The organism is Hungatella effluvii, assembly GCF_003201875.1.
GTDB lineage: Bacteria > Bacillota > Clostridia > Lachnospirales > Lachnospiraceae > Hungatella > Hungatella effluvii.
This window is the reverse complement of sequence record NZ_QJKD01000016.1, coordinates 70,823-83,495: the sequence shown is the minus strand read 5'-3', so window position 1 is coordinate 83,495 and position 12,673 is coordinate 70,823. Positions and strand designations below refer to the sequence as shown.

Here is a 12,673-nt window from a genome sequence, read left to right as displayed (position 1 = left end):
TCTATTCTATTTTTATATGTATCTTTATAAAGGTTGTAATTATATGGGGATTTTCGAAATGCATTTTTTATCCTTTATTATATATAAGATACTTTGTAATTCAGATGTTTTAAGTTTAAAGATAAGCTGCTATCTGATCGATTGATAAATGCTTCTTATATTGTTTTCGGATAAAATTGACATTTGTTTTTCCGTTCCTATTAATACGCCGAGTTTTTCGCCCTTTTTCTTATACACAGGCTTCCAGCGCAATTTTCATCATTGTGGTAAATGACTCCTGGCGCTCCTTTGCGGAGGCCTTTTCCCCTGTAGGGAAGGAATCGGAAATTGTCAGAAGGCAGGCTGCATTTTTATTCAGTACCTTAGCGTTATGGAACAGTGCAAAGCTTTCCATATCGACACAGGTACACTGGTGTTTTCTGTTAATCTCTCTGTAATCGTCCATGTTCGCTTCACAGTAGAATACATCACTGGAGTGAACGCGTGTGGGAGTAAGCAGATAACCCAATTTCTTAGCCGTCTCCAGAATCCGGTCATTTAATTCTCTGCTTGGATATAAAATGTCATCAGAAGAGCCATTCTGTGTTCTGGCAAAGCTTGATTCGCTCCAAACACTCTCCGCCAGCACAACATCATACAGATTTAAGTCCGTTACGTAGGCGCCGGAAGAACCGATCCGGATAATATTATTCACATCATAAATACTGAACAGCTCGTATGAGTAAATTCCCATGGAGGGCATCCCCATACCGCTCGCCATTACGCTCACTTCTTTTCCCCTGTACATTCCCGTATACGCATATGCGGCACGCACTTCGTTCACAAGGCGGGGATTCTCCAGGAAATTCTCTGCGATAAATTTCGCTCTCAGCGGATCTCCGGGCATTAATACATTTTTAGCAATATCGCCTTTACAGGCCTGGTTATGTGGTGTTGACATTGTTTCTACCTCCTGTTTTTCATTACATAATAGGACCATTGTTTCATTCCACGCTCGATCATTTCACAGAGTGCGGCTACATCTTATAGATGCGCGGTTAAACTTCATGTTAGTGGGGGATACTCGCTTGTGTTGATAAATTATGTCGCAAAAATTTAGTATTATTTATCCTATTTTTATCTTTGAACTTATTATAATTCATCTCTAATTATTTTTCAATATATTTCTGTCAGATAAATTTTTTTATCATTTTTCTCTCCTCTCTCCAAACACAAACTTTTCAACCGCCTCCTTCACCCCCTGGTCCCGTTCTCCTTTCGTGATATAATCCGCCACTGCTTTCAGCTGCGGATCGGCGTTTGCCACAGCCACACCAATCCCGGCCTTTTTGATCACTTCAATGTCATTCGTGTGATCTCCCACCGCCATGACGCAGTCAGACGGCAGGGAAAGATACTCTAAAAGCCTTGTAAGGCCAGATGCCTTGGAACAGCCGCCGGCCACTATCTCTATGGAAAACTCTCCATACTGAAAAAAGCTGATCTCATTGGCAAAGCGTTTCAGTTCCCTGGCAAATGCTCCGATCATTCCGGACCTCGCGTCGTCCAGAACATAGATCTTGTGTACTGCCTGATTCCAGACCTCCGGCGTATTGCCCAGTGTCTGGTCATATCCCTTATATTTACCGAGACGCTTCCTGATCCACTCCGTTCTTACCAGAGGGCATTCCCGGTCTGTAAAGCTGAATATGACCGTAAACAGAGGATACATTTCCATGTAGCGCTGCGTGATCTCCTGTATTATTTTTGCATACAGCATCCTGCACCAGATCATTCTCCCCCGGTCATATAAAATGCTGCCATTATTCGCAACATACGGTATTGTAAGTTCTGCATCTCTCGCATAGGATTCCGCGCGGTAAGGCATTCTTCCTGTCGCCAGAGTAAACTGGATTCCCCGCATTTTCAGTTCCTGAATTACCTGGATTGTCTCCTCCTTTAAATGGTCGTCTTTATGAATTAAGGTGTCGTCGATATCACACACCACCAATTGAATCGGAATTCGTTCCATAGTTAAAAACCTCCTGCTTTATCAGATGCCTGCAGCACCTGTAAAATTTATTCTTATCCTTACTGCCTTCCTCTTCTCCCTCCTCGAGTAAAAAAGCCCGGCAGAATACGCATCTGCCGGGTTTCTTATTTCAGAAATGTAATACCGTGCTCTATATCTTCCACATCGACCTCCAGCCTGATGGCATCGCCGATCCAGGAGGTAACGGAATACTCATACGGAACATTGTCTTTTAAAAAGGATTTGCTCGTGATCTGGAGAATCAGTGTGTCATACGTGATCTTCAGCAGCTCTATGTCGGATACCGAGGGTCTTACAGCCTCGATGACATTTTTTCTTCGGTCTATCTTTAAATGGTATACATCCTTCAAGGTCTTCGAGAGAGAACCTTCCACACATAAGCCTTTTTTATCCAGTTCCGGGGTGAATACCGCTGGAATCCAGATTCGGTTGATTGCAACCGGATTGCAATCGACACGAAAAATCCGCTTAATGAAGAAGATATCTCCTTCATAGTTTAAAGCACGGCCAATGTGCTCATACGTCGTATCAAAATGGCTCAGCTCCACAATCTCAGGGCTCTTATCAATCCGTACTCTGCCTGCCTGCCCTGGCAGTCCCAGCTTATGCAGAATCGGGTTCGGCTGCGATTTCAAGAAAGATCCGCGGCCTCTGTAGCGGACGATCAGACCGTCCTTTTCCAGCTCCGCAATGGCCTGCCGCATGGTAACCCGGCTCACTTTATACGATTCTGCCAGTTCCTTTTCCGCCGGAAGTTTTCCGTTTTCATCTACAAGCTTGTTAATCAACAGCTTGTTCTTCAGATCGACATAGATCTGGTAGTAGAGTGGAATCGGTGATTCATTCATGATACCATTGCTGTTCCCCATTTGTTTCATTCCTCTTCTGATCATTTTAGTTAAACGCTTCGCCAAGTGCTCCCGGACGGCAGAAAGCAGTTTTTAAACACATTTCAGTATACCATAATTTCCCAGATTATGGAACTCCATTGCCTGTCAGACAGAACTTTTTCACCGCCTCAATCACCCCACAGGCACAGGCGGATGCGGCGACATAGTCCGCCGAACTTTTCAGGATTTCATTGGCATTGGCCACCGCAACTCCAATTCCCGCTTCCCGGATCATTTCCAGATCATTCGTGAAGTCCCCGCAGGCCATCACATCTTCCATACCAATCCCCATAAGCCCCGCCAGTTCCCGGACTCCCGTTGCTTTATTGCAATGTACCGGCCCCAGCTCAACCGCTACATCGGAGTACGTTGTAATCCAGTATTGGGAGGAATATGGCTTCAAAGCCATTCTGATCCTTTCTATTTTTCCTGTCCTGTGTTCATCCATAAACATAATTTTAACAAATTTTTGTTTTTTCCAGTCCACTGCACGATAATCCAGCAGCTGCTTAAACCGGTTTCCCAGTTTCCGGTGTTCCGTAACATAATCGGTAACACTCAGGGCGCGCTCCTGGTATGCATCGGAACAGGTTACCGTAAGACCCGCCCGGTTTGCATCATTTATGATGTCCCTGATCGGTTCTGCGCAGAAGCCTTTCATCAGGACGCAGGTGTCATCCACAAACACGCACGCCCCGTTTGCTGCAATATACGGTTCCGTGACATGCAGCTTCAACCGGATATCCTCGATTAATTCCTTCGTTCTTCCGGAAGCGAGAGAAAAATAAATGTGTTCATTTCTGCACTGATCCACAATCTGAATCAGCTCCGGGATCACGGTTTCCGAATGATCAATCAATGTGCCATCCACGTCGCACACAATTAATTTTACCCTCATAATTCCTCCTGCCTCTGATGGCTGCCGCATCTTTACGGCAGCCATATTTTATTATCACTCATTTAAAATTTCCAGACACTGCTTTTCAGTCTTATCCAGAACCTCTTTGGCAGAGACATTCTCGTCCATGAGGAACTCCGTTACCATGTCTTTAATGGCCTTATGCACTTCCGGCCCCTGTTTTGAAATCGGTCTGGCCAAAATGTACTGCAGTTGATCCACCGCTACCTTAAACTGCGGCTTTTCCGCATAGAAGGCCTTCATGGCATCACTCTCCACGGCACTGTTTGTCACCGGAACGTATCCGGTATTCTGTGACGCATAAATCGTCTGCTCATCCTCCAGCACCCATTTCATGAATTCCCATGCCGCATTGGTCTCCTCTTCGCTCTTATTAGAGGTAATAATTAGATTAGCGCCTCCTGTAGGAATCGCAAACGTCTTATTTCCCGGCAAAAATGCAGTCGCACAGTTAAATCCGTTGTCCTTTGCCACATCCAGGAAGTAATTGATATCCGCTACCGAAGCGAAAAGCATGGCGCAGTTCTGAGATGCAAATTCTGCTTTCGACATATTGCTGGAATCGCTTCCGAAGAGAATATTGACTCCGCCTGTCTTCTGCAGATCTCTCCAATAATTTAATACGGACTCACCGGCTTCATTGTTAAAGTCAAAGCCATTTTCTTCTTTGTTAAAAATGGTTCCTCCAGCCTGTCCTAAAAATGCCTCAAAATACCATTCATTTACGATCGGGAAGCACAGGGCGTCTTTCCCCTGCGCCGCCATCACCTCCGCATAATGTGTAAGCTCATCCCAGTTTTCCGGTCCCTTTGGATCGAGTCCTGCGGCTTCCAGCATATCTGTATTTACGAACATCAGAGGTGTACTGCGCATATACGGAAGCGCGTAAAGCTTTCCGTCCACATAGGAATTCGTCATCAGGCCTGTATTAAAATTGTTCAGATCATACCCGTCCCGGGCAATAAGATCCGTTAAGTCCCTTGATATTCCCGACCGGGCAAACGTACCGACTGAAGCCGTTTCGTTCATCGTAATGGCTGGTGCCTCCCCTGCTGCAAAAGCAGCCTGTGTCTTGGACTGCACATCGTCATAGCTGCCCTGATAGGATGCCACCACCTCAATCTTATCCTGGGACTCGTTAAACCGTCTGGCCAGTTCCTCGTTTGTCTCTCCGATCTTGTCTCCCCAGGCATACCAGAACTCAATTTTTACCTTTTCTCCCCCGGTGTCGGCTGCCGCTGCCACGGTCTCTGTCTCTGCCTGTGTGGTTCCCTGGGTATCGGCAGGCACCGCAGCCGTCTCTTCAACAGCCTTCTTTCCACAGCCGCTTAAAAGGGTGCCGGCAAGCAGCAAAACTGTCATCATAGCTAATGTTTTCTTCATCTTAAACCTCTCCTTTTCTCTCCTGTTTACTTTTCTCCCGTATAGGTAAACGCCCGTATGATATGGCGCTGGGCACAAACAAAGACTATCAGAATCGGCAGAACTAATATCACATTGCCTGCCATTAAAACGTTCCAGGAAGCGCCGCCTTCTGTATTTTTCAGCATGGAAACACCGATGGAAAGCGTGCGGACCTTATCATTGGTTGTCATAACAAGCGGCCAGAAATAATCGTTCCAGCGGCTGATAAACGTCAGAAGCATCAGCGTGACGATAGTTGGCCTCGCCATTGGAACCATAATGTGCCGTATGATCTGCCACTCGCTGGCTTGATCCAGCCTGGCCGCCTCTAAAAGCTCTTCCGGAATCTGCATAAAACTCTGCCGCAGCATAAATATCCCAAACGCACTGGTAGAAAACGGAAGAATCATGCTGGCGTAGGAATTGATCAGTCCCATCTTGGAAAAGATCAAAAACAGCGGCATAAAGATCAACTGTCCCGGTATCATGAGCGTCATCATCGTAATCCCAAACAGGATCGTCTTCCCCCGGAATTTGCACCGGGCAAATGCATAAGCGGCCGGAACAACAAACAACAGCTGCAGGATCATGCTGGAAAATGTGATAATGGCACTGTTTAAAAAGAAATGCAGAAACGGCCCCGATTTCCATGCCTTTACATAGTTCTCAAAATGAAAATCAGACGGAATAAAAATCGGCGGATTTGTCAGCGTTTCCCCGATGGACTTGACTGACGTGGATACCATCCAGACAAATGGAATAATAAACAGTACCAGCAGTATGGCAAATCCGATATACTGCACGACCGTCAATACTATTTTTTTCAGTCGGTATGTCAGTTGCAATCGTTTCACCCCCCTATTGATAATGTACTTTTCTTCCCAGTAAATTAAAATAAATAATCGTCATAATTCCGACCAGCACCAGCAGCACCACTCCCGCCGCAGAGGCGTATCCCATTTTATAAAAGCGGAAGCCATTCTGGTAGATATAGTAAACCAGTGTGTTGGTGGAATTCATAGGCCCGCCCTCGGTCATGATGGACACGGTTTCAAACGCCTGAAATGAGGTAAGGGTATTCATTACCACCAAAAAGAACAGGTTAGGCGAAATCATGGGAAGAATGATCTTAAAAAAGGTGACGATTCCGGGCGCCTTATCGAGAAGCGCTGCTTCGTAAATCGACTTCGGAATACTCTGCAGCGCAGATATCAGGATCAGAGTATCGTATCCAATCAGCTTCCAGACAGATACCAGCACCAGAGACATCAGCGCCGTATCCGGCCGCTGCAGCCACATGGAGGGTTTGACGCCAAACAGCCCCAGCAGCCAGTTTAACAACCCATAGGACGGTTCCATCATCCACATCCAGATAAAGGACACGGATACCAGAGAAATAATGTGGGGGCTGAAAATTGCTCCCTGTACAAATGCGAACATTTTTCCAGGATGGTTTAACCAGACCGCCAGCACAAGTGCAAGTACGATCGCTATTCCGACGGAACAGAACGTATAGATCAGCGTATTGGACAGCACCTGGTGGAATTCCACCTTGGAAAACAGGGTAATAAAGTTCTTCAGGCCGACAAAATCCTTCGTTGGACTTATGAAATCCCATTTAAAAAGGCTTAAGTAAATCATGTAGAAAATGGGATAAATATAACAGAACAGAAAAACTGCAATCGACGGCAGAACCATTATGTAAGGCCGGATCCCATCACGGAATGAAGTCTGTTTCTTATCTCTCATATTCTCTACCCCTCTCTTTTCCCACAGTTCATCCCAAACGCTTTTCCGCTGTCATCAAAGAAAAAGAGATGTTTTCGCTCTATTATCAGATTCACCTTTTCTCCCGGCTCGGGTAAATAATCCGAATAATTCTTCATCTGAATCTTTCCTGCCTCTGATTCAAAGGTATAGACCGCTTCCGCCCCCAGAAGCTCTCTCGTCTGTACGACCGCCGGCAGGACCAGAGCCTCGCTGCATTCCCTGTCAAGGCTGATCCGCTCCGGCCGAAAGCCTACATACCGGCAGCCCGGCGGACAGCATACCGCGTCATGAAGCTCCTCTGCCGCCAGTATATTCATGGGCGGTGTTCCGATAAACTGAGCGGAGAATATATTTTCAGGGCAATGGTATACCGTCATCGGCTTTCCCACCTGCATGATCTCTCCCTGATTCATAATAACAATTTTATTTCCCATGCTCATCGCCTCTACCTGGTCATGAGTCACGTAGATAAAAGTCGTTCCCAGTCTGTCATGAAGCTGAATCAGCTCGCTTCTCATCTGACCTCGCAGTTTCGCGTCTAAGTTGGATAGTGGTTCATCCATGAGGAATACACTGGGTTTCTTCACCATGGCCCTTGCCAGGGCAACCCTCTGGCGCTGACCGCCCGAGAGCTCACTCGGCTTTCTGCCCAGGTATTCTGTCAGCCCCACAATATCGCTGACATCCCCGATCAGAGTATCGCGTTCCTCTTTCGGAACCCTTCGGTTCTTAAGTCCAAATTCAATATTATCTCTCACGCTCATTGTCGGATAGATCGCATAATTCTGGAAAACCATAGCGATATCCCGTTTTCCCGGCGGAACATAATTGACACATTTTCCAGAAATCCATATTTCTCCTGAAGTTGGCTGCTCCAGCCCGGCAATCATCCGGAGAATCGTAGACTTCCCGCAACCGGAAGGCCCTACAATTACCGAAAATGCCCCATCTTCGATCGTCAGATCCACGTGTTTTACCACCGCGGTCTCCCCAAAGCTTTTACAGATATCCTTTAGTATAATCTCAGCCACTTAAAGTCCCCCTCCTATCGGCCAGGTTAGTATACCGTATCAAGGGCGTACTAACACTTCATGTAAGCATCTGCCTTCCAGACCTTCCATCTCCACTCCCAGAACTGCTGCAAATGTCGGCACTTCATCCAGAATACTGCACTCCCGGATTGTGACGTTCTCCTTAAAATCCGGGCCTTTCGCCAGCAAGACTGGCTGCGGGCCCAAGTGAGGCCGGTGTCCATGAGAGGTCTTCACGTAATCGTAATCAGGATCTTCCTCGTTGATCACGACCCTGCCATCCCATTTTGCTGCAAATGCAACGCCGCCCACGCCTTCAACCACATACTCAAAGGGACCTGACAGCTGGAATTTTTCCTCGGCTTCGCGCCTCGTATAAATCGCCTTAATTCCAAATGCTTCTGTGTCTTTTGCATATTCCAGGATGGCTTCCACTTTTTTCCGAACCTCTGTATCGGCCGCATCTGCCAGCAGAATCTGAGCCGAAAGCCCGGAAGAATGGCAGTATGCCTGATAACTTACAAGCTCACCGTGATCGTCTGTCTGAATCAGTCCCTCTTCTTTAAAAAGTACATTTAAATTCACCTGCTTATCCACCTTTAAATGCCCATGGTCACTAACAATGATAAAATTGGTTTCGTCAAACCTGCCGCTTTCTGAAACCGCCTGCTCCAGTCTGCAGAGCCAGCTGTCCACTTTCCGGATCGCATCGTCGATAGCTGGTCCAAACATACCGTTACCATGGCGCGCAATATCAACTGCCGACACATGAATCATGGCTAAATCAGGCTTTTCATTCCGGATCACATCTTCTGCGACCGATACTCCGAATTCATCCAGCTCCGGCTTCGGATGCCAGCCGAGTTTAAACCGGTGTTTTTCAAAATACTTGTCAAACAGCTGCGGGGAACAGTTCTTCTTATATATAATTGCAGGATCCTCCCATTTTTGTAAATCCCATACTTCCGGCAGAAGCCAGTCGATATCCGCCTGTGCCGTCACCGGCCACATCACAGCGTGAGTTGTCAGCCCTTTCCGGTGTGCCGCGTCAAATATGGTCGGAACCTTGCAGTCCCAGATCTGCCAGAACCAGTCCGGCGAAAGACGCCCCGGCATGACGCGCTCATTGTTGTAAATTCCATGATTCATCAGATTTCTTCCTGTCATCTGAACTACATGGATAGGATAGGTCAGTGTCGGATAGACACTCATGACCTGCTCCACTCTCGCTCCGCCAACCATAATTTTCTTAAATCCCGGAAGTGTGGAAGCAAGTTTTAAATCTTCGCCAACCAATGCATCCACAGATACTATTACCATTTTCTTTGCCAAAGCTTTCCTCTCCTTTTAGCTATAGTTATTAATGTATTATCTTCAATACATTTGATGGTAAAAAATTTTTAAGTGTTTCTGTATTTCGTTTTTGCTCTTGCTCTTTTTTGTTTTAATGTATTATCTTTAATACTTTATATATTATAACGAATTTGCTATCATATTTCAATAGCTTTTTCATTTTTTTTCACTGCATTTATCATACACATTTTTTCAAATACCACCACTTGGAACCATCGTAACAGGCAGGAGAAAGGGTAATTCCTCCCGCCGTTATCTCTACCTGACTTCCTCCACCCCCGGAATCGACGGCACCGCCCCTTCTCTTGACACTGCGATCCCGGCCGCACGGGCGGCCATATCGAGCGCTGCCTTCACATCACCTTCCAGTTCATACGTCCCCAGAAAATACCCCAGAAACGTATCGCCGGCCGCAGTCGTATCCCTCACTCCGAAACGATAGGCTTCCTGCCGCAGGATCATGTCCCCCTGACAGTACATGGAGCCATCTTCTCCCAGCGTCAGAATAACAGCCATCCTGGGATACCGGGTAATCAGACTTTTCACAATCTTCCCCGGTTCCTCTTCTCCGGTCAGGCCATAGCCCTCCGTCTCATTGATAATGAGCCAGGAAACTGGAGACAAGTCCATGTGCAGCACCGTATCATCGATGGGCGACGGATTAAAAGCGATCCGCATCCCCCGTTTTCCCGCCATTTCAATCAGATATGGAACATTGCTGATCTCATTCTGGGATACGAGAATGTCTCCTTCCTGGAAATGGTCCAGGACCTCGTCGATCTCCGCCGGACTGATCTCTCCGTTGCTTCCTGCGTAACAGATGATCGCATTCTGGCCGTCTGCGTCCTTCTGTATGATGGCGCTCCCATTGGGGCTCCTGCTGTTTTTCAGCCATGTACAGTCCACACCGTCAGCCACCAAAATCTTTTTTAAGAATTCACCGTCATTTCCAATCTTTCCGGCGTGAAAGACCATGGCTCCTGCTCTCGCCATCGCCACCGACTGGTTTAGGCCTTTCCCGCCCGGGAAATCCTTAAATCCCACGGCGGAAATGGTTTCTCCCGGCCTGACAATGTGCGGAACCGAGTACACGTGATCTATATTCAGCGATCCATAATTTAAAATCCGAGCCATGTTCTGAAACTTCCTTTCCTGTTTCTTCCATAATCTCACACGTTCAGTTCCTTCGCCACCCTCTCAATCATCTGTTCAAAGCTCCCCTCATAAATCTTCATGGAGCTTCCGAACATTAAATTGGCCGGATAATTGAAATTTTCCACATTGCTGCCTGTCATATCGCGGAACTCTGCGGCCTCGCCCAGATGTGGGATTTTCTCGATGCATGGCCTTGCGTCTTTCATATAGCCGAACAGCTTTTTCCCCATCTCAAACCCCATACCGCATTCGAATCCCACATCGTTGGAGCACTCATAGCCGCGGTAATCACTCAGATCGGCGATCACTGCATCGCAACTTCTCACCAGGCGGCAGTAATTCTCCGTCAGGGCCGCCGCTCTCACATAGGGGTTGAAGCCTTTCGTCTCCGGAAATCCTTCCGCCCAGTCGCAGGGAGTGACAGCCTCCAGACCGTAAGAAGCGCAAAGCTCCTTAAGGCGGCCGTAGACCTCCTTCGCATCCTCTTCATACCGGATCACATCGGATAAGTAGACTCTCGGCTTCGCCGGAGCGCCGGCCGGATCATTCGCCGTCCCAGACGCTATCCCCTCCCGCGCAGCGGCCATACCGCCCGTTCTTCCCTCTGCCTTCCACTCCTCCTCTAAATCCGTCATCAGCATGGCGAGACAGTCGTCGAAATCACCTTCCACAATCTTCGTCGAACCTACCACGGCCGGTGAAAATGGCAGCTCCTTGTAAGGCGCTTTTTTCCCATTTTCATCGTAGACAACGCCATCTTTCATCACATACTTCTGATCTTTCCATGCCAGCGGGCGTTTATCTCTCGTGTAGCCGTAGCATTTTATCCCATCCGCATACGCCATTCCGATCTCATAGATTGTTCCGCTGTCCGCTTCGGAGCCGCGGTACGCCTCCAAGTCGGCGATAATGACAGTTGTCTCCTTCATGATCATTTTCAGATCCTCGAAAATGCTGTCTGCCCGCTTCTGAAGATCCGGATTTCCCATATCCAGCGGATGCTCGTTGGGAAGCGTAACTCCGAAGCCCAGGCTCTCCGCCCTCCGTCTCATTGCATTTAAAATGTCCGGGCCGCCCTTATAGAAACACTCGGGTCCCGCTATATAGATCTTTTCTTTTTCAAACATACGCAAACCTCCCGCTTAAGCCAGCACAAGCTTCATGAGAAGCTTTAAGAATCTCTCGTAATCGGCGCTCTCTCCGATTTCCACAACCGGCAGCGATTCCCATACGAAATGGTGTCTCCGGTCCAGAACCGTCATTCCCAGCGTCAAATCACTCTTCGTCTCAATACCCACATGGCCGGAAATGGTTTTTACCAGGGTAGCATCGATGGCGTATCCGACCGCCATACAGTCGATTACCGCACAGTACGCCTCAAAGCCTCTTTCATTTACAAAATGAACGGCCTGCAAGAAGAACTTTGCCTCCGGCTTGTCGCTCTCCTCCAGCATGCGGATATCTTCATCCGTCAAATTCACATCGAAATGAGTCGCCACATCGAGGCCCAGAGCCACCAGCTTCACACCGGAATTGTATACAATATCGGCCGCCTCCGGGTCCACATACACATTCCATTCGCTCTGCGGTGTATCGCCTGTAGCATTGGTATACGCGTAACGGTTCAGACCGAACGCTCCGGATATCGCATAGATCCCGGCAATCATCTCCTTGATCTCAGGCGCCTTTTTCATGGCCATGGCCACATTGCTCATGGGACCGGTGCAGAGGATGTAAATTTCTCCCGGATTTGCCTTTACCGTATCTATGATCAATTCCACTGCGTTCTTATTGCTCAGCGGCGTCACCGGATCGGGAAGGTTATTTTCCGCCTGACCGTCTTTCCCATGGGTAAATGGGTCCTTCGGGCACTTTCTCACCATCGGCTCCGGCATTCCCTTGCCAACCGGGATATCCGTTCTTCCGATCAGCTCCAGCACTTTCAAGGCATTTTTGCTGGTTACATCGACGCGGTAGTTTCCATTTACCGCGGTAATCGCCTTTACCTCCAAAGCGTCTGATTTACAGGCCATAATAATGGCCATGGAGTCGTCCATACCCGGATCGCAGTCCAGGATTATTTTCTTTTTATCCATTTTATTCTCCTCTTTTCTCAATC

General features: G+C 47.7%; 12 protein-coding genes. All 12 read right to left on the bottom strand.

The features are described from left to right. Positions 1 to 229: 229 nt before the first annotated feature. The 12 genes from deoD to DFR60_RS24030 all read right to left on the bottom strand — a co-directional run bounded on the left by deoD (position 230) and on the right by DFR60_RS24030 (position 12,650). On the bottom strand, positions 230 to 940 hold the full coding sequence (gene deoD / locus DFR60_RS24085; RefSeq protein WP_002601203.1) for a purine-nucleoside phosphorylase: 711 nt from the start codon (positions 938 to 940) through the stop codon (positions 230 to 232). Between the two features lie 246 nt (positions 941 to 1,186). Continuing rightward, positions 1,187 to 2,011 (bottom strand): HAD family hydrolase, encoded by an 825-nt coding sequence (locus tag DFR60_RS24080; protein ID WP_110325166.1) that lies wholly within the window; start codon positions 2,009 to 2,011, stop codon positions 1,187 to 1,189. A 125-nt stretch (positions 2,012 to 2,136) separates the two neighbouring features. Continuing rightward, on the bottom strand, positions 2,137 to 2,901 hold the full coding sequence (locus DFR60_RS24075) for a GntR family transcriptional regulator (protein WP_167437712.1): 765 nt from the start codon (positions 2,899 to 2,901) through the stop codon (positions 2,137 to 2,139). Positions 2,902 to 3,007: 106 nt separating this feature from the next. Beyond that, complete coding sequence (locus DFR60_RS24070) at positions 3,008 to 3,820, bottom strand: HAD family hydrolase (RefSeq protein ID WP_167437711.1); 813 nt, start codon at positions 3,818 to 3,820, stop codon at positions 3,008 to 3,010. Positions 3,821 to 3,874: 54 nt separating this feature from the next. Continuing rightward, positions 3,875 to 5,224, bottom strand: a complete 1,350-nt coding sequence (locus DFR60_RS24065) for an ABC transporter substrate-binding protein (RefSeq protein ID WP_110325163.1) — start codon at positions 5,222 to 5,224, stop codon at positions 3,875 to 3,877. Positions 5,225 to 5,250: 26 nt separating this feature from the next. Then, complete coding sequence (locus DFR60_RS24060; protein ID WP_110325162.1) at positions 5,251 to 6,099, bottom strand: carbohydrate ABC transporter permease; 849 nt, start codon at positions 6,097 to 6,099, stop codon at positions 5,251 to 5,253. A gap of 4 nt (positions 6,100 to 6,103) precedes the next feature. Further along, a complete protein-coding gene (locus tag DFR60_RS24055; protein WP_110325161.1) occupies positions 6,104 to 6,994 on the bottom strand; it encodes a carbohydrate ABC transporter permease in 891 nt (296 codons plus the stop codon). 5 nt (positions 6,995 to 6,999) lie between these two features. Then, a complete protein-coding gene (locus DFR60_RS24050) occupies positions 7,000 to 8,046 on the bottom strand; it encodes an ABC transporter ATP-binding protein (RefSeq protein WP_110325160.1) in 1,047 nt (348 codons plus the stop codon). A gap of 39 nt (positions 8,047 to 8,085) precedes the next feature. Beyond that, entirely contained in the window at positions 8,086 to 9,378 is a 1,293-nt protein-coding gene (locus DFR60_RS24045; RefSeq protein WP_110325159.1) for an alkaline phosphatase family protein, read from the bottom strand. A gap of 279 nt (positions 9,379 to 9,657) precedes the next feature. Then, the gene (locus DFR60_RS24040; RefSeq protein WP_110325200.1) at positions 9,658 to 10,533 is read right to left on the bottom strand and encodes a ribokinase; all 876 of its coding nucleotides are present in this window, start codon (positions 10,531 to 10,533) and stop codon (positions 9,658 to 9,660) included. A gap of 35 nt (positions 10,534 to 10,568) precedes the next feature. Further along, complete coding sequence (locus DFR60_RS24035; RefSeq protein WP_110325158.1) at positions 10,569 to 11,681, bottom strand: nucleoside 2-deoxyribosyltransferase; 1,113 nt, start codon at positions 11,679 to 11,681, stop codon at positions 10,569 to 10,571. A gap of 15 nt (positions 11,682 to 11,696) precedes the next feature. Continuing rightward, positions 11,697 to 12,650, bottom strand: coding sequence for a nucleoside hydrolase (locus tag DFR60_RS24030; protein WP_110325157.1), 954 nt, complete (start codon positions 12,648 to 12,650; stop codon positions 11,697 to 11,699). Positions 12,651 to 12,673 lie beyond the last annotated feature (23 nt).

What these genes read in the sequence shown, in the direction of transcription:
- DFR60_RS24070 (WP_167437711.1), bottom strand. Translation starts at nt 3,820, where the DNA reads ATGAGGGTAAAATTAATTGTGTGCGACGTGGATGGCACATTGATTGAT.
- DFR60_RS24035 (WP_110325158.1), bottom strand. Translation starts at nt 11,681, where the DNA reads ATGTTTGAAAAAGAAAAGATCTATATAGCGGGACCCGAGTGTTTCTAT.
- DFR60_RS24065 (WP_110325163.1), bottom strand. Translation starts at nt 5,224, where the DNA reads ATGAAGAAAACATTAGCTATGATGACAGTTTTGCTGCTTGCCGGCACC.
- DFR60_RS24055 (WP_110325161.1), bottom strand. Translation starts at nt 6,994, where the DNA reads ATGAGAGATAAGAAACAGACTTCATTCCGTGATGGGATCCGGCCTTAC.
- DFR60_RS24080 (WP_110325166.1), bottom strand. Translation starts at nt 2,011, where the DNA reads ATGGAACGAATTCCGATTCAATTGGTGGTGTGTGATATCGACGACACC.
- DFR60_RS24040 (WP_110325200.1), bottom strand. Translation starts at nt 10,533, where the DNA reads ATGGCTCGGATTTTAAATTATGGATCGCTGAATATAGATCACGTGTAC.
- DFR60_RS24075 (WP_167437712.1), bottom strand. Translation starts at nt 2,901, where the DNA reads ATGGGGAACAGCAATGGTATCATGAATGAATCACCGATTCCACTCTAC.
- deoD (WP_002601203.1), bottom strand. Translation starts at nt 940, where the DNA reads ATGTCAACACCACATAACCAGGCCTGTAAAGGCGATATTGCTAAAAAT.
- DFR60_RS24030 (WP_110325157.1), bottom strand. Translation starts at nt 12,650, where the DNA reads ATGGATAAAAAGAAAATAATCCTGGACTGCGATCCGGGTATGGACGAC.